The organism is Variovorax sp. LjRoot290 (assembly GCF_964253985.1).
Classification (GTDB): Bacteria; Pseudomonadota; Gammaproteobacteria; order Burkholderiales; family Burkholderiaceae_C; genus Variovorax.
Map to the genome: position 1 here is coordinate 3,050,060 of NZ_CAXURW020000001.1, position 24,817 is coordinate 3,074,876.

A 24,817-nucleotide genomic window follows, 5' to 3' on the forward strand; every position below is an offset into this window, starting at 1 on the left:
TACGCTCGGCGCTCGATGCGCTCAGGTTCTTCCGCCGGCTTTTTCGGCTCCTTCCTTCCCTGGCTCCAGGGCCAAGCCTACCCGCTGCTGGTATTCACCACGCTGATCTGGGGCGCCAACGCGGTGGCCGCCCGGCTCGCGGTGGGCGAGGTGTCGCCCATGATGCTGACCTTCTCGCGCTGGATCGTCTGCTGCATCGCGCTGGGCCTCAGTTCGCGCCGCCAGATCGCGGCCCACTGGCGCAGCCTGCTGCCCTCGTGGCGCTACATCACCCTCATGGGCACGGCGGGTTTCACCGGTTTCAATGCGCTGTTCTACGCCGCCGCCCATCACACGACGGCGATCAACATCGCGATCATCCAAGGCACCATCCCGGTGCTCGTGCTGGTGGGCAGCCTGTTCTTCTTCCGTACCCGGATCAGCTGGCTGCAGCTCGCAGGCGTGGTGCTCACCATCGCGGGCATCGCCGTGGTGGCTTCGCGCGGCCAACTGGCCTTGCTCGCGGACCTGGCCTTCAACATCGGCGACGTCTGGATGATCATCGCCAGCCTGCTCTATGCCGGCTACGCGCTTGGCCTGCGCCGCCGCCCGCAAGTGCCGGCCATCGTGTTCTTCGCCGCCACGGCGGCAGTGGCCTGCCTCGTCTCGGTGCCGCTGGTCGCGGCAGAAATCGCGATGGGCGACTTCTTCATGCCGACGCCGAAGGGCGTGGCGCTGATCCTCTTCATCGGACTTCTGCCCTCCTTCATTTCGCAGATCAGCTTCATCCACGTAGTCGGCCTGATCGGTCCCGCGCGGGCCGGCGTCTTCCTCAACCTGGTGCCGATCTTCGGGCCGCTGCTGGCCGTCCTCGTGCTGGGCGAGGCGCTGTCGACCTATCACGCGGTGGCGCTGGCCCTGGTGCTTGGCGGCATCTACATTGCCGAAACCCTAGGCACACGCAAGCGTTGACGAGGCTCCTTTGACCAACCCTGTCATCCGCATTCACGGCGCGGCATCCGAGATCGATGCCGCGGCCTGGGACGACTTGCTGGCCACGCAGGCCGCGCCCTCCCCCTTCATGCGCCATGCCTACCTGGACGCCTTGCACCAGAGCGCCAGTGCCTCGGCCCGCAGCGGCTGGACGCCGCGCTTCGTCACGCTTTGGCGCGGACGGCAGCTGGCGGCCGCCTGCCCGCTCTACATCAAAGCGCATTCCTACGGCGAGTACGTGTTCGACTGGGCATGGGCCAATGCCTATGAGCAGCACGGGCTGGCCTACTATCCGAAGGCGGTCGTTGCCGTGCCCTTCACGCCGGTGCCGGGTGCGCGCCTGCTCGCGCGCGACGCCGGCAGCCGCGCCCTGCTGGTGCAGGCACTCGTGGCTTGGTGCAAGGAAGAGGAGCTCTCGTCGCTGCACCTGTTGTTCGCCGCCGACGAGGACATCGCCGCCTGCGCCGATGCGGGCCTGATGCTCCGGCACACCGTCCAGTTCCACTGGAACAACATAACCCCCACGCTCGGCACTGGCGTGTCCTCGCTGCGCCCCGAGGGGGCGCGTTCCGCCTTGGGGCGGCCCGGCGGCGAAACCGGCTGGAAGGATTTCGACGCCTTCCTCGCCAGCCTCTCGCACGACAAGCGCAAGAAGATCCGGCAGGAGCGCCGCAAGGTGCACGATGCCGGCGTGAGCTTCCGCTGGTCGCGCGGCGCCGACATCGGCGACGCCGACTGGGACTTCTTCTACCGCTGCTATGCCCGCACCTACCGCGAGCACGGCAACCCGCCCTACCTGAGCCGCGACTTCTTCCACCGCATGGCCACGAAGCTGCCCGAAGCCTGGCTGCTCTTCGTCGCCGAGCGCGGGGGCCAGGCCATCGCCAGCAGCTTGATCGCGCTTTCGGACGATGCCTCGGTCGCCTACGGCCGCTACTGGGGCGCGCTCGAGCGCGTGGATTGCCTGCACTTCGAGGCCTGCTACTACCAGCCCCTCGCCTGGTGCATCGAACACGGCGTGCAGCGCTTCGAAGGCGGGGCGCAGGGCGAACACAAGATGGCGCGCGCGCTGATGCCCGTGAAGACCACCAGCGCGCACTGGCTTGCCCATCCGGCGTTCGCCGATGCCGTCGAGCGCTTTCTCGAGCGCGAGGGCGAAGGCATCGAGAACTACATCGACCATCTCGGCGAACGCAGTCCGTTTCGCCACGCCGAATAAGGGCCCCGCCACTGACCCCTATGCAGACACCTTGCGCGCCCGGCCCAGCCTGCGCCTGCCGCCGCTGGCGATGGCCGCGACCAGCTGCTGCACGAGCGCCCGCGCGAGCGGCGACAACGTGCGGCCGTCGAGCGACAGCACCTGCAGGCGGCGCTGCTGCATCTGCGGCTCCACGAAGGGCCGCGCAACCAGCGTGCCGTTCTCGATCAGGTGAACGGCCGTGAGATGGCCGGAAAGGACGATATCGGGCGTGCGCACCAGCGGCAGCAGGACCGATGAGAAATTGCTGACGAAGGCGGGCTCGTAGCTCAACCCCTGCACGCTGCAACTCAGGTCGAACAACTGCCGCGCGGTGACGCCCTTGCTGCCCACGGCGAGCGGATGGCGCACCACCTCGGCCACGCTGACGGCGCGCTGGCGCGCCAGCGGATGATCCGGGGACATCAGCGCGTACACCGGCGCGGGCGCCGAGTGCTCGATGCGGAACCCCCTTTCCGGCGCGACCGCATACTTGAGCGCGATGTCGGCTTCGCCGCGGCCCAGCAAGGCGCTGACTTCGTCGGGCGCGCCCACGTGGAGTTGCAGTTGACTTTGCGCATGCGCCGCACGAAAGCGGGCCATCACCTCGGGCATGAAGCCCACGGCGAACCCCTCGGTACATGCGACGCGGACGCGGCCCGCCTCCCGGCCGCCGATGCCGCGCACCTGCTCGACCACCTGCTCGGTGTCCGCCAGCGTCGTTCGCAGATGAGCGGCCAGGCGCTCGCCGGCCTGCGTGAGCGCCATGCCGCGCGCCTTGCGCTCGAACAGCACGGTCCCCAGCGAATCCTCGAGCTTCGCGATCTGCCGGCTCACGGCGGAAGACGCGACATAAAGCCGCGCTGCCGCCTGGCTGACCGACCCGTGCAGCGCCACCTCCATGAAGTAGCGCATCGGGATGCTGAGGACCGAGGGTGTCATTGGCGTGTTCGCGAGCGTTGCCTTGAAGGCAATGGTAGCTTGCCAATTCGGTGGTTCACGCAATGGCGATCAGGCCTTTTACTTGCATCATCGCCATCACACGCACCCACGACCATGCAACGCTACGAATGTCTCTCTGCTGCCGCCGCCTATTTCGACGACGGGCGCTTCCTGGCCGACCTGCGTCGACGCATTGCCTTCCGCACCGAGAGCGACACCGGGGCCGCGACGCCCGCGCTCGGCGCCTACCTGCGCGAGGAGATGAGTGCGCCGCTGGAACGGCTCGGCTTCGCCTGCGATGTGATCGACAACCCCATCCCCGGCGGCGGACCCTTCCTGATCGCGCGCCGCATCGAGGGCGCGGAGCTCCCCACCGTGCTGACCTACGGCCACGGCGACGTCGTCAGCGGCCAGGAGGCGCAATGGCGCGAGGGCCTCACGCCATGGACCCTGACGATCGAAGGCGAGCGCTGGTACGGCCGCGGCACGGCCGACAACAAGGGGCAGCACACCATCAACCTCGGCGCGCTCGCACAGGTGGTGCACGCGCGCGGCGGCCGGCTCGGCTACAACGTGACGCTGCTGCTCGAGATGGGCGAGGAAGCCGCGTCGCCCGGCCTGCATGAGGTCTGCAGGCAGCAGGCCGACAAGCTGCGCGCCGATCTGCTGATCGCCTGCGACGGACCGCGCGTGAGCGCCCGGCGGCCGACGCTGTTCCTCGGTTCGCGCGGCGCGGTCAATTTCAGCCTGCGGCTGCGCGCCCGGCCGCGCGGCTATCACTCCGGCAACTGGGGCGGCGTGCTCGCCAACCCGGCCACGGTGCTGAGCCATGCGGTGGCGACGCTGGTGGATGCCAAGGGCCGCATCCTGGTCGACGCACTGCGGCCGCGAAGCATCCCGGATTCGGTGCACGAAGCCCTGGCGGCCATCGAAATTGGCGGCGGCGCGGACGACCCGGCGCTGGATGCCGGCTGGGGCGAGCCCGGCCTGAGCCCGGCCGAGCGGCTGATGGCCTGGAACACCATCGAGGTGCTCGCGCTCGGCGCGGGCTCGCCGCAGCGGCCGGTCAATGCGATCCCGGGCGAAGCGGTGGCGCATTGCCAGCTGCGCTTCGTGGTGGGCACGCCCTGGCAGCAGCTTGCGTCGATCGTGCGCGCGCATCTCGACGCACACGGGTTCGGACAGGTCGAGGTGCAGGTCACGCTCGAAGGGGCCGCGACCCGTCTGGACCTCGCCAACCCCTGGGTCGGCTGGGCTCAGCGCTCCATCGAAGAGAGCACGGGCCAGCGCCCCAACCTTCTGCCGAACCTCGCCGGCTCCTTGCCCAACGATGTCTTTGCCGACCTGCTGGGCCTGCCGACCTTGTGGGTGCCGCACTCCTACCCGGCCTGCGCGCAGCACGCGCCCAACGAACACCTGCTGGCGCCGCTGGCCCGCGAGGGCCTGCAGATCATGGCCGGCCTGTACTGGGATCTCGGCGATGCCGCCGCGAACACGCCCTGGCAGGCCGGATCGCTCGCTGCAACTTCCCACCAGAAAGCCGCATGAAGCAACTCGCTCACCTCCTCGTCGCCATCGCCTTCACCGCCGCTTCCGGCCTCGTGCAGGCCGCGGATGCCTGGCCTGCCAAGACCATCAAGCTGGTCGTGCCCTTTCCGCCCGGCGGCGGCACCGACATCGTAGCGCGCGCCCTGGGCCAGAAGCTGGCCGAGCGGCTCGGCCAGCCGGTCGTCGTCGACAACAAGCCCGGCGCGGCAACCGTCATCGGCGCCGATGCGGTCGCCAAGGCGCAACCCGACGGCTACACGCTGCTGGTCTCGGGCTCTTCCACCTACAGCGTGAATGCAGCGCTGCGTGCGCGACTGCCCTACAACCCGCTGAAGGACCTGGCGCCGGTGGCGATCGTCGCGAAGGCGCCGCTGGTGCTGGTGGTCAACGCGGCCTCGCCCTGGCACAGCGTCTCGGCCCTCGTAGCTGCGGCCAAAGCCAAACCCCGGGACATCCGCTACGCCACCTTCGGCAGCGGCTCCGCCCCGCATCTGGCTGGCGAGTTGTTCGCGATGGCGGCGGGCGTGAAGCTCCAGGACGTGCCCTACAAGGGCAGCAGCCAGAGCACGATCGCATTGATCGGCGGCGAGATCGAGATGGGCATCGACACCGTGGCAGCGGTCGCGCCGCATGTGCGTTCTGGCAAGCTGCGCGCGCTGGCCATCGTGGGCACAACACGTTCCAGCATGCTGCCGGACGTACCCACCATGGCCGAGCTCAAGATGCCCGAGGCCACTTTCGACGGCTGGTACGGATTGGCCGCGCCGGCCGGCACGCCGGCACCGGTGATCCAGAGACTGGCGGCCGAGGTCAGCGCCACGATGGCAGACAAGGCCATGCAGGACCAGCTGCGCGCACAGGGCATGGAGCCCGTGATGATCGGTGCCGCCCCTTTCCGGAGCCTGATGGAATCGGAGATCTCGCGCTATCGCGCACTGGCCCACCGCGCGGGGATCGCCGCCGAATGAGCGGCGGTCCTGCCCGCTTCTACTTCTTGTAGTTGGCGATGCCGTCCACGATTTCCTTCTTGGCGGCATCGATGCCTTCCCAGCCCAGCACCTTGACCCACTTGCCGGCTTCCAGGTCCTTGTAGTGCTCGAAGAAGTGCGTGATGGCCTTCAGGCGCATCGGGTTCACATCTTCGACCTTCTTCCAGTGGCTGTAGATCGGCAGCACCTTGTCGGTGGGCACGGCGAGCACCTTGCCGTCGACGCCGGCCTCGTCTTCCATCATCAGGATGCCGATCGGCCGGCACGGCACCACCACGCCCGGCACCAGCGCCCAGGGGGTGATGACCAGCACGTCGACCGGATCGCCGTCGCCCGAGAGCGTCTGCGGCACGTAGCCGTAGTTGGTCGGGTAGTGCATCGCGGTCGTCATGAAGCGGTCGACGAAGATCGCACCCGATTCCTTGTCGACTTCGTACTTGATCGGGTCGGCGTTCATCGGGATTTCGATGACGACGTTGAAGGCTTCGGGGGCGTCTTTGCCGGGGGAAACTTGGCCGAGGGACATAGATCTGTCTGGAGTAGTTGAAAGTGTTCGCGGGATGCGGACAAACCCGAAGTTTACTTTCCGAGTCACGGCCCGGTCGCACGAAACCCGGCATTTGCCTGTAAATTGGCCGCGTTGGCCAATCGGCCCCGGCTTTTTGCAAGGCATCGGGGCTTCGAGGAAGCAACGCGGCGGAAGCACTGACCCGTACGCGTTGCGCGCAGGGCTAAGTGCTTTCGTCTCCACAAGTCACAACGTACGAATGGAGAAGCAAGGCATGATCGGCAACACCCCTCTCGTCCTCGCCATCGTCTGCGGCCTCGTGGCCGTGGGCTATGGTTTCTGGGCGCGCAGCTGGATTCTTTCGAAAGACCCGGGCAACGCCCGAATGCAGGAGATCGCGGCCGCGATCCAGACCGGCGCCGCGGCCTACCTGGCCAAGCAGTACCGCACGATCGCCGTAGTCGGCATCGTGCTCGCGATCCTGATCGGGATCTTCCTCGATGCGACCACCGCGGCCGGCTTCGTGGTCGGCGCGCTGCTCTCGGGCGCCTGCGGCTTCATCGGCATGAACGTCTCGGTGCGCGCCAACGTGCGCACCGCGCAGGCCGCGACCCAGGGCATCGGCCCGGCGCTCGACGTCGCCTTCCGCGGCGGCGCCATCACCGGCATGCTGGTGGTGGGGCTGGGCCTGCTGGGCGTCACGATCTTCTACTGGTTCCTCGTGGGCAACGGCAACCTGACGCCGGACAAGAACCTCGCCAACCTGCTCAACCCGCTGATCGGCTTCGCCTTCGGCTCCTCGCTGATCTCGATCTTCGCGCGGCTGGGCGGCGGCATCTTCACCAAGGGCGCCGACGTCGGCGCCGACCTGGTGGGCAAGGTCGAGGCCGGCATTCCGGAGGACGACCCGCGCAACCCGGCGGTGATCGCCGACAACGTGGGCGACAACGTCGGCGACTGCGCCGGCATGGCGGCCGACCTGTTCGAGACCTATGCAGTGACGCTGATCGCGACCATGGTGCTGGGCGCGCTGATGGTGGCGGCGGCGCCGATCAACGCCGTGCTGTACCCGCTGGCGCTCGGCGGCGTATCGATCATCGCGTCGATCATCGGCTGCTTCTTCGTCAAGGCCTCGCCGGGCATGGTCAACGTGATGCCGGCGCTCTACAAGGGGCTGGCGGTGGCGGGCGGCCTGTCGCTGATCGCGTTCTGGTTCGTGACGCAATGGCTCATCCCCGACAACGCGATCGCGGCCTCGGGCAGCCAGCTCAAGCTCTTCGGCGCCTGCTTCGTCGGCCTGGCACTCACGGCCGCACTGGTGTGGATCACAGAGTTCTATACCGGCACGCAGTACTCGCCGGTACGCCACATCGCACAGGCTTCGACCACCGGGCACGGCACCAACATCATCGCGGGCCTTGGCGTGTCGATGCGCTCCACCGCCTGGCCGGTGATCTGCGTCTGCATCGCGATCATGGCGTCCTACTGGCTCGCGGGCCTCTACGGCATCGCAGTGGCGGCCACTGCCATGCTCAGCATGGCCGGCATCGTGGTCGCGCTCGACGCCTACGGCCCGATCACCGACAACGCCGGCGGCATCGCCGAGATGTCGGAAATGCCGGCCAGCGTGCGCGACATCACCGACCCGCTGGACGCCGTGGGCAACACCACCAAGGCCGTGACCAAGGGCTACGCGATCGGCTCGGCCGGCCTGGCCGCGCTGGTGCTGTTCGCCGACTACACCCACAAGCTCGAGAGCTACGGGCAGGCCATCAGCTTCAACCTGAGCGACCCGATGGTGATCGTGGGCCTCTTCATCGGCGGCCTGATCCCCTATCTCTTCGGCGCCATGGCGATGGAGGCTGTGGGCCGCGCGGCCGGTTCGGTGGTCGAGGAAGTGCGCAGGCAGTTCCGTGAGATCCCCGGCATCATGGAAGGCACCGGCAAGCCCGAGTACGGCCGTGCCGTGAGCATGCTGACTGGTGCGGCCATCAAGGAAATGATGATCCCGAGCCTGCTGCCCGTGGTGGTGCCGATCGTGGTCGGCCTGCTGCTGGGGCCGAAGGCGCTGGGCGGTCTGCTGATGGGCACCATCGTCACCGGCCTGTTCGTCGCCATCTCGATGTGCACCGGCGGCGGCGCCTGGGACAACGCCAAGAAGTACATCGAGGACGGCAACCACGGCGGCAAGGGCTCCGAGGCGCACAAGGCCGCCGTCACCGGCGACACCGTGGGCGACCCCTACAAGGACACGGCCGGGCCGGCGGTGAACCCGCTGATCAAGATCATCAACATCGTGGCGCTCTTGATCGTGCCGCTGGTGGTCAAGTTCCATACCGGCGACGCGGCCGCGATGACAACGCCCGCTGCAGCGCCTGCTCCGATCACCGCGCCTGCGCCGGCGCCCGCAACGGCACCGGCGGCCTCGGGTGACATGGGCGCCTCGATCAAGACCGACAACGGCGTGGTCAAGTTCTATTTCGCCACCGCCAGCGCCGAGGTGCCCGCAGGCTCGAGCGCCGCGCTGGCCGATATCGTCAAGGCGGTTCAAAGCGGCGGCCGCGTGCTCGTGAGCGGCTACCACGACGCCAGCGGTGATGCCGAAAAGAATGCCGAGCTCGCCAAGCAGCGTGCCCTGGCAGTGGGCGCCGCGCTCAGGCTGGCCGGCGTGGCCGACGACAAGGTGGAGCTTGCCAAGCCCGCGCAAACGCAGGCCGACGGGCCGCCGGCCGAAGCGCGGCGGGTTGAAGTGAAGCTTCGGTAAGGGGTACGCGACGCGCGCCGGCTGCGCGCGACGCGCCGCTCAGTTCAGGCTGATGCCGTGCGTCGGCAGCGCGCCTTGCTCGGTGCGCAGCGGCACGCCCTGGAGCGTGTCGAAGTCGGACGGCGCATCCGGCATGCGCATCTCTTCCAGCTCGTGCAGCGAGGCCACCCAGCGGCCGGCCGCGGAGTTGGCGGGCTCGTCGTTGGTGAAGATGCCGTCGCGGATGTAGAAGGTTTCGCCGGCAGGCCGCTCGGCATGCAATTCGATCAGGCGTGCGATCGGGAAGGTGTAGGTGACCAGTTTTTCCTTGGTCTTGCGGTCCTTGCCGCCGCAATTGAAGAAGCCTTCCGCGGCAATGACGATGCAGGAGCCGTCGACCTGGCTGTCGATGTCGCCGCCGCAGCGCCATACGGCGGTGGGCAGGCGAACGCGCACCTTGTCGATCACGAGATCGCGCTGCTTGTTGAGGGCGTTGAGGGGCGGCACCAGCGAGCGCAGCTGCCGCAGGCGATCGGCGAAGTTGTCGTCCATGCTGAATTCGACGTGGTGCGTGGCGCCACCCGAGCGCTTGACGACCTGCATGATGACGTGGCGGGGCGGCCTGCTCATACGCGCTCCGACCAATAGAAGGCAATGGTTTTAAGCGGGATCATTTGATCGACCATCAATTAGAACTTTGGTATTGAGGCAAATAATTGCATCAATTGTTTCCAACTGTAGATCGAAATTCGCCGCTTTGGTAGCCGATTTGCAGAGGCAAATCGAATTCGTCAACTACGTCGCAACGCTGTCACGATCGATCAACTCGTCGAGCGCCTTGCACGAGGGCGCGCAGACGGTTTGCGACTTGCCCAGCAGCTGCCGGGTCCGCATCTGGGAGCGCACGCGGTGCTTGCCGCACATGAAGCAGGACATGGTCGCGCCGCTGAACGAAGCCGAGGCGCGAAACGGGGAGCCCGGCGCCTTGGCCTTGTAGCGCAGGCCGTCTGCCACGACGGCGGTCTTGACGTCAGCCTTGGCCATGGGTCGCGTCGGGTTCGGCATGGCGCATGGCGCGCGTGATGGCGTCCTTGGCAGCCAGTTCGGCGGCCAGCGAGGCATCCAGCCCGGAGCGGCACAGGCCGGCATGCTGATAGTTGAGGTTTTCGTACACCTCGGCGGCGGCCGGATAGGCGTCCAGCAACTGCCCGAGGCCGGTGCCGGCCTCGACCTCGCGGAACTCGTCCACCAGGTGCATCACGACCGACCGGTACTGCTCGGCACCCACCGGCACGGCGCTGTGCTCGAGCCGCTCGAGGAGCTGGGCCAGCACGTGCGTCACCGCCAGATCGGTCTTGGGCGACGGAGTCTTGGTAGCGTTCATGGCTCGCATCTGGGGCACGGACGCCGGATTACAAGGGTGCGGCGGCGCGCGCATCCCGGAACTTCATCAGGAGGCTGTGCAGCATCTCGGTGGACAGGCCGTGGATCACCAGCCGGTGCCCCGCGCGCAGGGTCGACAGCGGCACCAGCGGGTGCTTGTTGTTCACCAGGATCAGGTGCTCGGGCGCATCCAGCACGGTGGCGGCGTAGATGCCGATGGTTTCGTCGAGCTGAAGCGAATTGGCAGCGCGCCAGAAGTCGTTGTCGGTCAGCATGAGCTGATAGAGCGGCGTGAACAGCTCGATCGCGCTTTGCAGGTCGAGAAAATTGAGCCTGCCGTGCGGCATGTCTTCGATTTGCAAGGCGGGCTCGCGGATCATCGAGAAATCGACCTGCTCTGCCTTGCGCAACTGGAGACCCTGCGCGCGCAGCGCCTGGTTGAGCCGGATCACGAAATTGAAGAGGTTCAGGTCGTGCTGCAGGAACATGTCCTCCTTCAGCGCGTCGATGTCGGCCGGCTCCAGCGGCGCGGTAGCGACCGGCACCGGCGAATTGGCGCCGATGAAGGCCAGCACCTGCGAACCCAGGTGGAAGTGCCGCAGGATCAGCCAATTCGCCTCGGGCGAGACGAAGCGTTGGAGGCCCCACGCCAGCAGGCGGTGCAGCAACCGCGAATGCGCCCACTTGCGCGGCACGAACACCTTGATCACCTGGAACAGCACGATGGCGGCGCGCGCCAGCGGCCGCAAAAACGGCAGCAGGTACTGGCGCGAGGCCGAACTCGAATCGGCGAGCCAGGCCGCCTTCACCTTGTCGGGCAGCGGCGTGCTCTGGTCGAGGTAGAGGGCGAGCCAGGGGCTCGGGTCGCGCAGATCGTGCTGCTGCGCCAGGAAGTCCGGAGTTGTGCTCATGCTTGCATTCGTTCCGTGACGTGCTCGAACTGCATCCGGTAGAGCGCCGCGGTGTGGCGCGCGGTGTCGACGATCTGGCGCGCGGCCCTGCCCTCGCCATCGAGCGCCATCGCCATCTCGACCGCGGCCAGCCAGCGATTGAGGTGATTCTCGTCGTTGTGGCCGTGATACTCGAGGAAGCGGAAGGCCTCGGGCGGCAGCTTCAGCCCGGGCTTGATCAGCGGCAGCAGCGCCGGCACGATGCGCTGCCCGGTGCCTTCGATGATGTAGATCGCGCCCAAAAGCCCGATCGGGTTGCGCGTCGCGGCCAGGCCATGCAGGTAGGCGTTGAGCGCTTCACCGCCCGGGTTGCGTCGCAGGGCATCGATGACTGCGATGCTGCCGCCCGCCTTGCGGTAGTCGTTGAACAGGATCATGAAGTCGTCCTGCTCCTCGCCAGCATGCACGCCGATCAGCGCCGCCAGCGCCTGGTAGGGCTCGGCCAGCGAGGCGGCGCCTTCGCGCATCCACTTGCTGCCCTCGCGCACCTGGGGAATCCAGTTCTCCATCCAGTTCAAGTAGTCGGCGAGCGCGAAGCGGCGCTCGCGGATCTGCCGCACCAGCGGCGTGCGCCAGACGCGCGAACGGTAGTCGTGCCAGATCGCGGCCAGCTCGGTGAGCAGTTCGCCCAGGCCCTCGGGCGCCGCGGCCGGGTCGTGCGGCGGCGCAATGACCTCAGTCGGCGCCTCGGCCGCCGCCTCCGCGCGAACCGGCGCAGGCGCAGCGGCAGCAGCGGCGCCGGCCTCTTCGACCTCGAACAGCATGTACGCCGCCATGAAGCGGCCCGACTCGGGCACGTAGCAGAAGATCTGCTCGCCGGGTTTCAGAGTCTTGGTCTGCAGGAATTCGGCCAGCATGATCATGATCGAGGCCGCGCCGGTGTTGCCGCGCCAGGCCAGATTGCTGTACCAGCGCTCGCGCGGAATGGCGAGGCCGGCCTTGTGCATCAGGCCGTCGACCACGGGAATGAACTTCTCCGATGAGTAATGGCACAGGAAATGGTCGACCCGCGCCGGGTCGAGCCAGCCCTCGCGCACCAGCCCTGCGTATTCGTGGATGCCGATGTCGAACAGGTGCGGCAGAAGCCGGATGTCCTGCCTGAGCGACAAGGCGCCCGCGGCCTCGGCCTCGCCCCAGGAGCCGAAGTCCAGGTGCCCGCGCGAGCGATCCTCGGTCAAGCCCAGCTGCATGCACACGGGGTAGTCGCCCGAGAAAGCGCGCTGGTGGATCCACTTGAGGCGCAGGCGCAGGCCCGGCGCGCCGGCCAGCGCCGGCGCACCATCGGACAGCAGCAACGCACCGGCACCATCGGACAGCATCCAGCGCAGGAAGTGCGAGTCGAAATCGGTGTCGTATCCGCGCGCCGCGAAGCGCGAGCGCTTGAACAGGCGCGAAGGCATCTCGCTCGCCACCGCCAGCGCCGAGCGATGCGCGCCGAGCTCCACGCCCTGCGCCGCCGACTGGATCGCCGACACGCCGGCCGCACAGATGCCGTGCACCGAGAGCGTTTCCATCGGCGGTGCCGCGAGCTCGCCCTGGATCATGTTGGCGAAGCCCGGCATCAGCGCATCGCCGCCCGAGGAGCCGCTGGCCAGCAGCGACACGCGCGAGATCTCGGCCGCACCTTGCTGCAGGCAGTGGCGGATCGCACCCGACGCGAGCTGCGCGTTGGTGTGCACCGTGCGGCCCTCGGCGTCGATCGCGTAGTAGCGCTCGCGGATGCCGTTCTCGGCCAGGATGCGCCGCTTGATGCGCTCCGACATCCGGTTGAGCGGCGCGATGTAGGCATCCATGCGTTCGTTGGACACGGGCGCGCCGGGCATGAAGTAGCCGGCACTTTCGAGATAGACACGCTGGAAGGAAACGGGCATGGATCAGGACTGTGGATTGGAATTCGGAGACATCAGCGAGCGACTGCGAAAGCGCGGCACGAGCGCACCCAGGACGAACACGCGCCCCATGTACACGAGGAGGCCGCGCTCGTTGAGCGCAGGGTCGACGCGCGCACGGTAGTGCTCGCGGTGCAGCCGTGAAAGCGCCGACCAGTGCACCTTCGAGTTCTCGTGATGCGCCGTGTGCAGGCCGATGTTGAACAGGAGCGGATTGATCAGTCCTTCGAAGTTGCGCGCGTAATCGAGCGAAGCACCTTCCGGGCGCGGCCGGCCGTCCGCATGCGCATGCTGAAGGTAGTTGGTGGCCAGCAGCCAGTGCAGGCCATGCAACTGCGGCAGGATGACAAACAGCACTGCCTTCTGCCAATCGAGCGCCAGCAGCGCGGTCCAGCTGCCGAGCCAAAGCACATACTGCGCCATGCAGTAGCGCCACGCGCCCGGCCAGTGGCGCCGCAGCCGGCCCAGCCAGGCCACGAACACCGGGTAGAGCACGGCCACGGCCTGCAGCGGATGCAGGAGGTAGCCCAGCAGGTGATTGGTGTCGCCACCGAAGCGGTAGGTGCGCGCGGCGTCCTTCGGCCCGTGCCGGTGGCGATGGTGATTGGCCACGTGCGCCGGCCAGAACACGAAGGTCGGATGGCCCTGCAGCAGCGTCAGCCAGCAATCGGTGAAGCGGTTCGCCCGGCGGCCGCGCCACAGACGCAGGTGCGCATGGTTGTGATGGATCACGCTGACCCCGAGCGTGAGGAACAGCATCGCGCCATACGGCAGCCAGTGGAAGCCGTGCACCCATTGCCAGGCCGCCAGCGCAGGCAGTGCGGCAAGGTAGGCCAGGCTCTGCCAGTCGCGCCAATGGCGCAGGCGCGGCAGGCGCGCTGGACGATCAGGCCGCGGCGCCACGGTTTCTCTCTTGCTCGCGATACGCGCGCAGCTGCGGCTCGGCCGCGTCGGCCGCGATGCGTGTGCGAAACAGCCGGTCCATGAAGGTGAACTGGAAGCCGTAGTTGCCGCTGTGGCAGGTGTGGTGCAGATGATGCCGGCGGCTGGCGGCGAACCAGTGGTTGTACGAGACCTTCGGAAAGAAGTCGTAGTTCGAATGCCCGACGTTGTTGAAGAACAGGCTGAACAACGGCACCGAGGCCAGCGCCCAGAAGCTGAAGTCGTGCACCAGCATCGGTGGCAGGATCACGTTGCCCAGCAGCAGCGCCTCGAGCGGATGAAAGCTGTAGGTGGCAAAGGGTGTGGTCACGACCGAGCGATGGTGCGGGCCATGGAAGCGCCGCAGGAGCCGGGTGTGCAGCAGACGGTGGTTGAGCCAGAAATGCACGTCGTTCCAGACCGCCAGCGAGAGGATCTCCAGTGCGACCTGCAGTCCGCTCGGGTTCGCATCGAGCCGCGCCCACCCCAGTTGCAGGAATCCCCATGGGAACACCATGCCGATGCCGAAGACCAGCACCGACACGGCCGACTGCGCGAGCTCCCGGCGCAGCTGTCCAGGCGGCACCGGCCGCGGGTCGAGTTCGCGGCCGATGCCCAGCGCGGGCAATAGCCTGCGCGTCAGCAGCCAGTTGGCGGCACCGAAGAGCAGGTAGATGCTGCCGAAGAAGGCCACGCCCCACAGCATGACCTGCAGGACGGACAAGGATTGGAAGGTGGCGGCCACGCGCGAGGCTACAGGAGCATTTCCGGCACGATCGGCGCGATCAGCCTGTTGTAGAAGCGCTGGAAGAAGGTCGCCTCCGGCTCGGAGGTGAGGACCATCTCCTTCTCGCCGTCGGTGGTGAGCCACTCGACGGCGCCGGTGTCCTTGGCCAGGCGCAGGCGGTAGGAGTTCTGCACCCTGCTGACGTTGATCACGCGCAGCAGCTCGCGCGCGAGCTGCGGACTGTCGATCAGCACCCCCATCTCCGTGTTCTGGGTGGCCGAGCGCGGGTCCAGGTTGGCCGAGCCGATGAGGAGGCGGGTGCGGTCGATGGCCGCGGTCTTGGCGTGCAGGCGTCCCAGCGAAGTGCCGAAGGAGCCGAAGCGCTTGCTCGCGGTGGTGCGTTCGGGGCTCAGCTCATAAAGGTCGGCGCCCGATCTCAGCAGCCGTTGCCGGTAGCGCACATAGCCCGTGTGGACCAGCGGCTCGTCGTTGGCGGCCAGCGAGTTGGTCAAGAGCACGACCTTGACCTTGCGCTGGGCCAGGTCCTCGAAGGCCGCCATGCCCTTGTCGCCCGGCACCAGATAGGGCGAGGTCATCTGCACCTCGTTCTTGGCGCCCAGCAGGATGGTCCACATGCGCATCGTGACGCTGTTGGCCAGGGCTTCGTCGGCTGTCATGGTGGTGGGCTTGGTGGGCGGATCCGCCACCGCATTGGCCCAGCCCCACAGCAGGCCCATGCGGCCGCCGTCGAGCTCTTCGGCGATCGGCCCGTAGCCGAGGATGTCGGCGGGCGGCAGCACGATCTTGGGCGGCGGCGCGGCCATGCCGACCCAGGCGTCGAAGTCCTCCACGCCCGGCGTTCGGCCGCCCTCAACGCGCACGATGTCCTCGATCGGCCAGACCTGCTCGCTGTTCCAGTAGGCATCGAAGATGGATTCGAGCTGCGGCAGCACCTTGCCCACCACCACCGCGTCCATGTCGATGAAGTTCTGCGCCTCGCTGAGCACGAAGTACTCGTCGGCGATGTTGCGCCCGCCCACCACCGCCATCACGCCGTCGGCGATGAAGAGCTTGTTGTGCATGCGGTGGTTGAGCCGGTAGATCTCGTGCGGCGAGGCGACGAAACGCGAAAGGAAACCGTCGCGGCCGCAGCAGAAGGGATTGAAGAGCCGCACGTCGACGTTGGGTGTCTGCGAAAGCGCCAGCAGCAGGTACTGGCTCTTGGCCGTGTAGAGGTCGTCCACCAGCACGCGCACCTTGACGCCGCGCGCCGCGGCCTCGCGCAGCGAGCGCATCAACAGCCGGCCGACGGCATCGTTCTCGAGCTGGTAGTACTGCACCACCAGCGAGCGCTCGGCGCGCTGTGCGAGCTGGATGCGTGCATCGAGCGAGTACACGCCGAGCGGCATCAGGCGAAAACCGGAATGTTCGTCCGGCGGCGTGGATGCGGCGACGATCTTGGCCAGCGTGGTCGTCGGATCTGCCGGCGCCGAATGCTCCGCAGGCCGCTCCCTGGCCGGTGGCAGCGAGCCGCAGGCGCCGAGCCCAGCGGCCAGCGCGCACAGCAGCGCGATGCGCAGCAGATGGACCAGTGCGTTCATGATCTTTCCCCTCTTTGTCTGTTATTAATACGGCAGCGCACGCCTGCCGGTTTCACCTCTGCCGCGCAACGCGTCCGGGTTCTAGAATTCGCCATGCCCCCTCCCGGAGTTACATCATGACCCGATGGATTCTCGCGCGTATCGCCGCATCTGCGCTCGCAAGCCTCGCACTTTCTCCAGCCTTCGCCGCTCTCGACATCGGCGACCCGGTGCCCAAGTTCACGGCCACTGCGGCGCTGGGCGGCAAGACCTTCCGCTACTCGCTGGCCGACGCACTGGCCAAAGGGCCGGTGGTGGTTTATTTCTTCCCGGCGGCCGGCACCACGGACTGCAACATCGAGGCGCACGCTTTCGCCGAGGCGATTGGCCAGTTCGAGGCGGTGGGCGCCACGGTGATCGGCGTCTCGGCCGACGACGTCGACACGTTGAAGGACTTCTCGGTCAAACAGTGCCAGAGCAAATTCCCGGTCGCCTCCGACCAGTCCAAGACGGTGATCCAGGGTTTCGATGCGCTGATGCAGACGCGCCCGGATTTCGCCAACCGGCTTTCCTACGTGATCTCGCCGAACGGCACCGTGGCCTACTACTACCAGAACCTCAATCCCGACAAGCACGTGGAGCGCATGCTCAATGCCCTGAAGGCGCTGCCGAAGTCGACCGCCAGCCGCTAGCGGGTGCTCCGGGCGGCGGCCGGCCGCTTTCGCGCACAATTTCGGCCATGCAACTCCATTACATCGGCAACCAAAACATCGCTTCCTCCTCCGGCCGCACCCTGCCGGTGATCGACCCCTCCGACGGCCAGACCTTCGACGAACTGCAGCGCGGCAATGCAGCCGACATCGATGCCGCCGTGCGCGCCGGGCGTCATTGCTTCGAGACCCACTGGCACAAGAAGAGCGCGGCCGACCGCGGCCGGCTGCTCTACCTGCTCTCCCAGAGAATCGCCGCGCACGCCGACGAACTGGCGCTCATCGAACAACGCGATTGCGGCAAGCCGGTCAAGCAGGCGCGTGCCGATGCCCTGGCGCTGGTGCGCTACTTCGAGTTCTACGCCGGCGCCTGCGACAAGCTGCACGGCGAGACCATCCCCTATCAGGAGGGCTACAGCGTCTTCACCTGGCGCGAACCGCACGGCGTCACCGGCCACATCATTCCGTGGAACTACCCGATGCAGATCTTCGGCCGCAGCGTCGGCGGCGCGCTGGCCGCAGGCAACGTCTGCGTGGTCAAGCCCTCGGAAGACGCCTGCCTGTCGCTGATCCGCGTCGCGCAACTCGCGGCGGAGGTCGGTTTCCCGCCTGGCGCGATCAACATCGTGACCGGCTACGGCCACGAGGTCGGTGATGCGCTGGCGCGCCACGAGGGCATCGACCACATCAGCTTCACCGGCAGCCCGAAAGTGGGCACGCTGATCCAGCAGGTCGCGGCCGAGCGCCACTGCCCGGTCACGCTCGAGCTCGGCGGCAAGAGCCCGCAGATCATTTTCGCCGACGCCGACCTGGGCGCCGCCATTCCGGTGCTGATCAACGCGATCGTGCAAAACGCCGGCCAGACCTGCTCGGCCGGCTCGCGCGTGCTGATCGAGCGAGAGATCTACGAGCCGCTGCTCGAGCGGCTCGGCCATGCCTTCGAGGCGCTGCGCGTCGGCCCCGCCGCGATGGACCTTGACGTCGGCCCGTTGATCCGCCAGACGCAGCAGCAGCGCGTCTGGGACTTTCTGTCCGATGCCCAGCACGCCGGCATTCCGATGGTGGCGCAGGGCGTGGTGGTCGACGAGGCGCCGGAAACCGGCTTCTACCAGGCGCCGACCCTGCTGCGCGACGTGCCGGTGGGGCATCGCTTGGCGCAGGAAGAAGTCTTCGGCCCGGTGCTGGCCGCGATGGCGTTCAGCGACGAGGACGAGGCCGTGGCGCTCGCCAACGCCACGCAGTTCGGCCTGGTCGCCGGCATCTGGACTGAGAACGGCGCGCGCCAGTTCCGCATGGCCAAGCGCGTGAAGAGCGGCCAGGTGTTCATCAACAACTATGGCGCGGGCGGCGGTGTCGAACTGCCCTTCGGCGGCGTCAAGTCCTCGGGCTATGGCCGCGAGAAGGGCTTCGAAGCGCTCTATGGCTTCACCACGCTGAAGACCGTCGCCGTGCGCCACGGCTGATCACCATCAGCCGAGGGCAGTGTCCAGCAGCATCATCAGCACGAAGCCCACCATCAACCCGCCCGTCGCAAAGGCCTCGTGGCCCTTGCGGTGGGACTCGGGAATGATCTCGTGGCTGATCACGAACAGCATCGCGCCGGCGGCAAAACCCAATCCCCAGGGTAGCAAGGCGGCCGACCCGCTCACGATCGCTGCACCGAGCACGGCACCCACCGGCTCGACCAGGCCGGACGCCATGCCGAGCCCGACCGCGAAAGGCCGCCGGTAGCCCGCAGCCAGCAGCGCCACCGCAACCACCAGGCCTTCGGGCACGTCCTGGATCGCGATGCCGGTCGCCAGCGCGCTGCCGCGCAGCGCATCCCCGCCTGCGAAGCCGACGCCGATCGCCAGGCCTTCGGGCAGGTTGTGCAGCGCAATTGCGAACACGAACAACCAGGTGCGGCGGAGCACGCGTGCGTTCTGTCCCTCCACGCCCTTGATGAAATGCTCGTGCGGCAGCACGCGGTCCAGCACCAGCAGCGCGAGCGCGCCGAGCAGGATCGCGCCGCCGACGATGCCGCCGGCACCCCACGCATCCGCACCCGCGGCGCGCGCGGCGGCAATGCCGGGGATGATCAACGAGAAGGCGCTGGCCGCCAGCATCACGCCAGCGCCGAAACCGAACAGCGTGTCCTGCGCGCGATCCGACAGACGCTGCGAAAACAGGATGGGCAAGGTGCCCAGCGCGGTCGCGAGCGCGGCCACCGAGCCGCCGGTCAAGGCCTGCAGCACCACCGGGCGACTGGCCACGAACTGCCAGAACTGCACACCCAGCACCAGCACGCCGGCCAGCACGATCGAGATTCCGACCAACTGCCGCAGCGGCAGCACGGGGCGCTTGGCAGCGCTGGCAAGGGATGAGCTGTTGTCCATGAGAAAATGATAATAATTCTCATCTGGTTCATGCTTCAGGAATTTCAATCCCGGCGATAGAGCGCCGCCGGCGAGGAGGTGCCTACACTTGCGCGTTCCTATTTCCCCGGAGACATACCGAATGCGCGTCAAGGACAAATCCATCATCGTGACCGGCGCCGGCGGCGGCATCGGCGAAGGCATCGCAAAGCGGCTGGCGGCCGAAGGCGCGCAGGTCGTCGTCAACGACATCAATGCCGCACTCGGCGAACAGGTGGTCGAAGCCATCCTGCGCGCCGGCGGCCGGGCCTCTTTCTTCGCCGCCGACGTCACCAAGTCGGCCGAAGTCAAGGCGCTGGTCGAGGCCGCGGTCCAGCGCCACGGCAAGCTCGACGTGATGGTCAACAACGCTGGCTGGACGCACCGCAACCGCCCGGCACTCGAAGTGAGCGAGGACGAGTTCGACCGCTGCTACGCGGTCAATGTAAAGAGCATCTACCTGTCGACCGTGCATGCCGTGCCGGCGTTGCGCGCCAACGGCGGCGGCTCCTTCATCAACATCGCCTCCACCGCCGGCGTGCGGCCGCGTCCGGGCCTCACCTGGTACAACGGCTCGAAAGGCGCGGTCATCACCACCAGCAAGTCGCTCGCCGCCGAATTCGGCCCCGACAACATCCGCGTGAACTGCATCAACCCGGTGTTCAACCCCGACACCGGCCTGGCCGCCGAGTTCGCCGGCGGGCCAATCACCGAGGAGCGCAAGGCCAAGTTCCGCGCCACCATCCCGCTCGGCCGCTTCTCGACCGCGCTCGACGTGGCCAATGCGGCGCTCTACCTGGCCAGCGACGAGGCGTCCTTCATCAGCGGCGTCTGCATCGAGGTCGACGGCGCGCGCTGCGTCTAGGGAAAAGGCGGCGCAGACCGCCCGAACGAATCCCATCCACAACGAGGAGACAAGAATGATGAAGCCATTCAAGCGCTGCCTGCGCCACATCGCGGCCGGCCTCTTCTTCGCGGGGCCGCTGCTGGCCGCCGCGCAATCGCTGCCGACCACCAGCCCCGAGCGCGTCGGGCTCTCCAGCGAGCGCCTGCAGATGCTCACCGACGTGCTCAAAGCAGACGTGGCGGCCAACAAGATCCCCGGCGCCGTATTGCTGGTGGCGCGGGGCGGCAAGGTCGCTTGGTTCGAGCCCATCGGCCGGCTCGACCCGGCCGCCGGCACCCCGATGCCGCGCGACGGCATCTTCCGCATCTACTCGATGAGCAAGCCCATCACGACGGTCGCCGCGATGATGCTGGTCGAAGACGGGCGCATGAAGCTCGACGACCCGGTCGCGATGTACCTGCCCGAGTTCGCCAACATGACGGTCGGCGTCGAGAAGCCGGGCAGCGACGGCAAGCCGGTGCTCGAGACCGTGCCGGCACGCCGGCCGATCACGGTGTACGACCTGATGCGCCACACCTCGGGCCTGACCTACGGCTTCTTCGGGCCCGGGCTGGTCAAGCAGGCCTACAACGCGGCCAACCTGCATGCCGGCGATCCGAGCAATGCGGAGTTCTCGCAGCGTCTGGCCAAGCTGCCGCTGGCCTATCAGCCCGGCACCACCTGGGACTACAGCTACTCGACCGACATCCTGGGCCGCGTGGTCGAGGTGGTGTCGGGCCAGACGCTCTACCAGTTCGAAAAAGCCCGCCTGCTCGATCCGCTCGGCATGAAGGACACCAGCTTCTACGTGAGCGAAGCGCCGCGCCAGCAGCGCATCGCGGAACCGTTGGCGAGCGACCGCAGCTTCGGCGTCGGCGCCGAGTTCAGCGACCCGCGCGTCGTGCAGAAGGCCGAATCGGGCGGCGGCGGCATGGTGTCGACAGCAGCCGACTACGCGCGCTTCCTGCAGATGCTGCTGAACGGCGGCACGCTCGACGGCAAGCGCTATCTGGGCCCGCGCACGCTGGGCCTCATGGTGTCGGACCATGCCAACGGCGGCGCCGGCATCGCGCCCGGGCCGCTCTACCTGCCGGGTTCGGGCTACGGCTTCGGCCTGGGCTTCGCGGTGCGCCGCAGCGACGGCGAAGCACCCTACCCGGCCGCCGCCGGCGAGTTCAACTGGGGCGGCGCCGGCGGCACCTACATGTGGGTGGACCCCGAGAACCAGATGTTCGTGGTGCTCATGCTGCAATCGCCCAAGCACCGGGTGCACTACCGCAGCCTGCTGCGCAACATGATCTACGCCGCCGTGGTCAAGTAGCCTTGAAAAGGCGTCCGGCCGGGCTATGCGTTAAATTGCCCTTCCCATGAAGAACCACGTCGTCCACGTCTCCGAGATCGGCCGCGCCCGCCGCGTGGCGGCACCGGAGCGCGCCGTGCCGGCCACCGGCGTGCTGCTCGACCGCCTTTCGCGCCCGCTCACCGACCTGCGCATCAGCGTCACCGACCGCTGCAACTTCCGCTGCAGCTACTGCATGCCGAAGGAAGTGTTCGACAAGGACTACCAGTACCTGCCCCACAGCGCCCTCCTGAGCTTCGAGGAGATCACGCGGTTGGCGCGCATCTTCGCGACGCATGGCGTGCACAAGATCCGGCTCACCGGCGGCGAGCCGCTGCTGCGCAAGAACCTGGAAGTGCTGGTGGAGCAGCTGGCCGCCATTCGCACCCCGCAGGGCGCGCCGCTGGACCTCACGCTGACCACCAACGGCTCGCTGCTGGCGCGCAAGGCCGAAGCGCTGAAAGCCGCCGGCCTCAATCGCGTGACCGTGAGCCTCGACGGCCTCGACGACACGGTGTTCCGCAGCATGAACGACGTCGGCTTTCCGGTGGCCCAGGTGCTCGCGGGCATCGATGCGGCCCATGCCGCGGGCCTCGGCCCGATCAAGGTCAACATGGTCGTCAAGCGCGGCACCAACGAGCAGGAAATCCTGCCGATGGCGCGCCGCTTCCGCGGCACCGGCGTGGTGCTGCGCTTCATCGAATACATGGACGTCGGCGCCACCAACGGCTGGCGCATGGACGAGGTGCTGCCCTCGGCCGAGGTGGTGGCACGCATCGCCGAGGAATTCCCGCTCGCGCCGCTCGAAGCCAGCGCGCCCGGCGAAACCGCGCAGCGCTGGGCCTATCGCGACGGCGGCGGCGAAATCGGAGTCATCAGCAGCGTGACCCAGGCCTTCTGCCACGACTGCAGCCGCGCGCGCCTGTCGACCGAAGGCAAGCTCTACCTGTGCCTGTTCGCCAGCAGCGGGCACGACCTGCGCCCGCTCCTGCGCGGCGATGCCGACGATGCGCAGATCGCCTCCGCCATCGGCCACATCTGGCAAGGGCGCACCGACCGCTACTCCGAACTGCGCGCATTGCGCGGGCCCGACACCGATGCGGCCGCGCCGCGCCGCGTCGAGATGAGCTACATCGGCGGATGAGCGCGCTCGCCACCATTGCCGCCAGCGAGATCACCGGCCTCGTGCTCGCCGGCGGGCGCGGCTCGCGCATGGGCGGCGTCGACAAGGGCCTGCAGAACTTCAACGGCACGCCGCTCGCGATGCATGCGCTGATGCGCCTCGGCATGCAGGTCGGCGAGTTGATGGTCAATGCCAACCGCAACCTGTCGGCCTACGAATCCTTCGGCGCACCGGTCTGGCCCGACGGCCTGGCCGACTACGCCGGGCCGCTGGCCGGCTTCCTGACCGGGCTGGAACGCTGCGAAACGCCCTATCTGCTGACCGTGCCCTGCGACACACCGCTGTTTCCGCTCGACCTGGCGAGCCGATTGGGCGAGGCCTTGCTGGCCGACCAGGCCGAGATCGCCATGGTGAGCGCGCCCGAAATGGCCGCCGAGTCCGATGGTGCATCGGCGCTGCGCCCGCAGCCCGTGTTCTGCCTGCTGCGCGCCACGCTGCTTGAAAGCCTGGTGCGCTTCACCCAGGACGGCGGCCGCAAGATCGACAAGTGGACCGCGCAGCACCGAACGGTGCTGGTGCCCTTCGACCGGCCCGGCGACGCGCCCGACGCGTTCTTCAACGCCAACACCTTGACCGAGCTGCACGCGCTCGAAAACCGATGAGCCGCATCGCCGAGATCGCCGCTGCCCTGGCCGGCTACGACCCGAAAGCCCTGGGCGTCGATGCGGTGCAGGCCTTCCTGGCTCGCCTCGCCGAACCGGCCGTCGTCACGCAGAGCGAGCGCATCGCACTGCGCGACGCGCTCGGCCGGGTGCTGGCCGAGGACATCATCTCGCCCGTCAGCGTGCCGCCGCACGACAACTCGGCGATGGACGGCTTCGCCTTCGACGGCGCGCTGCTCCATGCCGACGCATCGAGCGATGCCTCGGTGAAGCTGCGCGTGGTCGGCACGGCGCTGGCCGGCGCCGCCTGGCGCGGCACGCTCGGCCTGGGCGACGCTGTCAAGATCATGACCGGCGCCATGATGCCCGCGGGCCTCGACACCGTGATCCCGCAGGAGTTCTGTTTCGTCGAGGGCGACCAGGTCCGCTTCCCGGCCAAGGTGCTGCGCCGCGGCGACAACCGCCGCCTGGCCGGCGAGGATCTGATGCAGGGCCAGGCCGCATTGCAACGCGGCGAGCGCCTCTCGCCCGCTGCGCTCGGCATGGTCGCCAGCCTCGGATTGCCGATGGTGCCGGTGCTGCGGCGCCTGCGCGTGGCCTACTTCTCCACCGGCGACGAGATCCTGAGCTTGGGCGAGCTGCCGCGCGAAGGCGCGGTCTACGACAGCAACCGCTACACCGTGTTCGGCCTGCTCACGCGGCTGGGTTGCGAAGTGATCGACCTGGGCCTGGTGCGCGACGATCCCGCGGCGCTGGCCGACACGCTGCGCCGCGCCGCGCGCGAGGCCGACGCGATCATCACCAGCGGCGGCGTCAGCGTCGGCGAGGCCGACCACACGCGCGCCGTGATGCAGCAGCTGGGCGACATGGCCTTCTGGCGCGTCGCGATGCGGCCCGGCCGGCCGATGGCGGTCGGTCTGATCCCCAAGCAAGGCGAAGCCGAGGGCACGGCCGTGCTGTTCGGCCTACCGGGCAATCCGGTTGCCGTGATGGTCACCTTCCTCGCCTTCGTGCGTCCGGCCCTGCTGCGGATGATGGGCTGCCACGCTGCGGGCTGCGCGCCGCCGCCCATGCTGCGCGCCAGGAGCGTGGCCGCGATCCGCAAGAAACCGGGCCGCACCGAGTACCAGCGCGGCCGCGTGGAGGCGGTGCCGGGATCGCTGCCCGAGGTCCGCATCGCCGGCAACCAGGGCTCGGGCGTGCTCAGCTCGATGGTCGAAGCCAACGGCCTGGTGGTGCTGCACCATGAGCAAGCCAGCGTGGCCGCGGGCGACGCGGTCGACGTGATGATGTTCGACGGCGTGGGCTAGTCCGC

Annotated in this window: 23 protein-coding genes; 12 read left to right on the top strand and 11 right to left on the bottom strand. The window is 68.0% G+C overall.

Going from position 1 to position 24,817, the window contains the following annotated elements; all coding sequences use genetic code 11:
* Nucleotides 1-15: 15 nt before the first annotated feature.
* Together ACSQ9A_RS15190 and ACSQ9A_RS15195 are read left to right on the top strand one after the other, a co-directional pair.
* Nucleotides 16-951: a DMT family transporter gene (locus ACSQ9A_RS15190; protein WP_436304215.1), complete on the top strand. Its 936-nt coding sequence runs from the start codon at nucleotides 16-18 to the stop codon at nucleotides 949-951.
* A 10-nt stretch (nucleotides 952-961) separates the two neighbouring features.
* Complete coding sequence (locus tag ACSQ9A_RS15195) at nucleotides 962-2,191, top strand: GNAT family N-acetyltransferase (RefSeq protein WP_436304216.1); 1,230 nt, start codon at nucleotides 962-964, stop codon at nucleotides 2,189-2,191.
* Nucleotides 2,192-2,209: 18 nt separating this feature from the next.
* Here ACSQ9A_RS15195 and ACSQ9A_RS15200 read toward each other — a convergent pair whose 3' ends face one another.
* Nucleotides 2,210-3,151 (bottom strand): LysR family transcriptional regulator, encoded by a 942-nt coding sequence (locus tag ACSQ9A_RS15200; protein ID WP_436304217.1) that lies wholly within the window; start codon nucleotides 3,149-3,151, stop codon nucleotides 2,210-2,212.
* 114 nt (nucleotides 3,152-3,265) lie between these two features.
* On the opposite strand from ACSQ9A_RS15200, the gene ACSQ9A_RS15205 reads away from it, so the two are divergent.
* Both ACSQ9A_RS15205 and ACSQ9A_RS15210 read left to right on the top strand, forming a co-directional pair.
* Nucleotides 3,266-4,699: a M20 family metallopeptidase gene (locus ACSQ9A_RS15205; protein ID WP_436304218.1), complete on the top strand. Its 1,434-nt coding sequence runs from the start codon at nucleotides 3,266-3,268 to the stop codon at nucleotides 4,697-4,699.
* Entirely contained in the window at nucleotides 4,696-5,667 is a 972-nt protein-coding gene (locus tag ACSQ9A_RS15210) for a Bug family tripartite tricarboxylate transporter substrate binding protein (protein ID WP_436304219.1), read from the top strand. Before ACSQ9A_RS15205 ends, ACSQ9A_RS15210 begins: the two co-directional genes overlap by 4 nt.
* Before the next feature lie 19 nt (nucleotides 5,668-5,686).
* On the opposite strand, the gene ppa is transcribed toward ACSQ9A_RS15210, so the two are convergent.
* Entirely contained in the window at nucleotides 5,687-6,214 is a 528-nt protein-coding gene (gene ppa, locus ACSQ9A_RS15215; RefSeq protein ID WP_214686775.1) for an inorganic diphosphatase, read from the bottom strand.
* Between the two features lie 256 nt (nucleotides 6,215-6,470).
* Between ppa and ACSQ9A_RS15220 the strand changes: the two genes are divergently transcribed.
* Nucleotides 6,471-8,960: a sodium-translocating pyrophosphatase gene (locus ACSQ9A_RS15220; RefSeq protein ID WP_436304220.1), complete on the top strand. Its 2,490-nt coding sequence runs from the start codon at nucleotides 6,471-6,473 to the stop codon at nucleotides 8,958-8,960.
* 39 nt (nucleotides 8,961-8,999) lie between these two features.
* On the opposite strand, the gene ACSQ9A_RS15225 is transcribed toward ACSQ9A_RS15220, so the two are convergent.
* The 8 genes from ACSQ9A_RS15225 to ACSQ9A_RS15260 form a co-directional block, all read right to left on the bottom strand.
* Nucleotides 9,000-9,569 (bottom strand): hypothetical protein, encoded by a 570-nt coding sequence (locus ACSQ9A_RS15225; protein ID WP_093108845.1) that lies wholly within the window; start codon nucleotides 9,567-9,569, stop codon nucleotides 9,000-9,002.
* 165 nt (nucleotides 9,570-9,734) lie between these two features.
* Nucleotides 9,735-9,983 carry a hypothetical protein gene (locus ACSQ9A_RS15230; RefSeq protein WP_093108846.1) on the bottom strand — a complete coding sequence of 83 codons (249 nt, stop codon included), beginning with the start codon at nucleotides 9,981-9,983 and terminating at the stop codon, nucleotides 9,735-9,737.
* Entirely contained in the window at nucleotides 9,970-10,332 is a 363-nt protein-coding gene (locus ACSQ9A_RS15235) for a hypothetical protein (RefSeq protein WP_436306302.1), read from the bottom strand. Before ACSQ9A_RS15235 ends, ACSQ9A_RS15230 begins: the two co-directional genes overlap by 14 nt.
* A gap of 19 nt (nucleotides 10,333-10,351) precedes the next feature.
* Nucleotides 10,352-11,233: a DUF6999 family protein gene (locus ACSQ9A_RS15240; RefSeq protein ID WP_436304221.1), complete on the bottom strand. Its 882-nt coding sequence runs from the start codon at nucleotides 11,231-11,233 to the stop codon at nucleotides 10,352-10,354.
* Nucleotides 11,230-13,143 (bottom strand): iron-containing redox enzyme family protein, encoded by a 1,914-nt coding sequence (locus ACSQ9A_RS15245; RefSeq protein ID WP_436304222.1) that lies wholly within the window; start codon nucleotides 13,141-13,143, stop codon nucleotides 11,230-11,232. The genes ACSQ9A_RS15240 and ACSQ9A_RS15245 overlap by 4 nt, the downstream gene beginning before the upstream one ends.
* Before the next feature lie 3 nt (nucleotides 13,144-13,146).
* On the bottom strand, nucleotides 13,147-14,064 hold the full coding sequence (locus ACSQ9A_RS15250; protein ID WP_436304223.1) for a fatty acid desaturase: 918 nt from the start codon (nucleotides 14,062-14,064) through the stop codon (nucleotides 13,147-13,149).
* Nucleotides 14,048-14,788 (bottom strand): sterol desaturase family protein, encoded by a 741-nt coding sequence (locus ACSQ9A_RS15255; protein WP_436306303.1) that lies wholly within the window; start codon nucleotides 14,786-14,788, stop codon nucleotides 14,048-14,050. Before ACSQ9A_RS15255 ends, ACSQ9A_RS15250 begins: the two co-directional genes overlap by 17 nt.
* A gap of 47 nt (nucleotides 14,789-14,835) precedes the next feature.
* Nucleotides 14,836-16,410 carry a phospholipase D family protein gene (locus ACSQ9A_RS15260; RefSeq protein ID WP_436304224.1) on the bottom strand — a complete coding sequence of 525 codons (1,575 nt, stop codon included), beginning with the start codon at nucleotides 16,408-16,410 and terminating at the stop codon, nucleotides 14,836-14,838.
* A gap of 116 nt (nucleotides 16,411-16,526) precedes the next feature.
* Here ACSQ9A_RS15260 and ACSQ9A_RS15265 point away from each other — a divergent pair, with 116 nt between their 5' ends.
* Both ACSQ9A_RS15265 and ACSQ9A_RS15270 read left to right on the top strand, forming a co-directional pair.
* On the top strand, nucleotides 16,527-17,081 hold the full coding sequence (locus ACSQ9A_RS15265) for a peroxiredoxin (RefSeq protein WP_436304225.1): 555 nt from the start codon (nucleotides 16,527-16,529) through the stop codon (nucleotides 17,079-17,081).
* A 47-nt stretch (nucleotides 17,082-17,128) separates the two neighbouring features.
* Nucleotides 17,129-18,562, top strand: a complete 1,434-nt coding sequence (locus tag ACSQ9A_RS15270) for an aldehyde dehydrogenase family protein (protein WP_436290216.1) — start codon at nucleotides 17,129-17,131, stop codon at nucleotides 18,560-18,562.
* Nucleotides 18,563-18,568: 6 nt separating this feature from the next.
* Here ACSQ9A_RS15270 and ACSQ9A_RS15275 read toward each other — a convergent pair whose 3' ends face one another.
* On the bottom strand, nucleotides 18,569-19,474 hold the full coding sequence (locus ACSQ9A_RS15275; RefSeq protein WP_436304226.1) for a ZIP family metal transporter: 906 nt from the start codon (nucleotides 19,472-19,474) through the stop codon (nucleotides 18,569-18,571).
* A 121-nt stretch (nucleotides 19,475-19,595) separates the two neighbouring features.
* Between ACSQ9A_RS15275 and ACSQ9A_RS15280 the strand changes: the two genes are divergently transcribed.
* Genes ACSQ9A_RS15280 through moeA form a run of 5 tightly spaced genes read left to right on the top strand, consistent with a single transcriptional unit; the run spans nucleotide 19,596 to nucleotide 24,812 of the window.
* Complete coding sequence (locus ACSQ9A_RS15280) at nucleotides 19,596-20,357, top strand: SDR family oxidoreductase (RefSeq protein ID WP_093108856.1); 762 nt, start codon at nucleotides 19,596-19,598, stop codon at nucleotides 20,355-20,357.
* A gap of 58 nt (nucleotides 20,358-20,415) precedes the next feature.
* Entirely contained in the window at nucleotides 20,416-21,699 is a 1,284-nt protein-coding gene (locus tag ACSQ9A_RS15285) for a serine hydrolase domain-containing protein (RefSeq protein WP_436306304.1), read from the top strand.
* 46 nt (nucleotides 21,700-21,745) lie between these two features.
* Nucleotides 21,746-22,861, top strand: coding sequence for a GTP 3',8-cyclase MoaA (gene moaA / locus ACSQ9A_RS15290; protein WP_436304227.1), 1,116 nt, complete (start codon nucleotides 21,746-21,748; stop codon nucleotides 22,859-22,861).
* Nucleotides 22,858-23,502, top strand: coding sequence for a molybdenum cofactor guanylyltransferase MobA (gene mobA / locus ACSQ9A_RS15295; RefSeq protein ID WP_436290213.1), 645 nt, complete (start codon nucleotides 22,858-22,860; stop codon nucleotides 23,500-23,502). Before moaA ends, mobA begins: the two co-directional genes overlap by 4 nt.
* Nucleotides 23,499-24,812 carry a molybdopterin molybdotransferase MoeA gene (gene moeA / locus ACSQ9A_RS15300; protein ID WP_436304228.1) on the top strand — a complete coding sequence of 438 codons (1,314 nt, stop codon included), beginning with the start codon at nucleotides 23,499-23,501 and terminating at the stop codon, nucleotides 24,810-24,812. The genes mobA and moeA overlap by 4 nt, the downstream gene beginning before the upstream one ends.
* Nucleotides 24,813-24,817 lie beyond the last annotated feature (5 nt).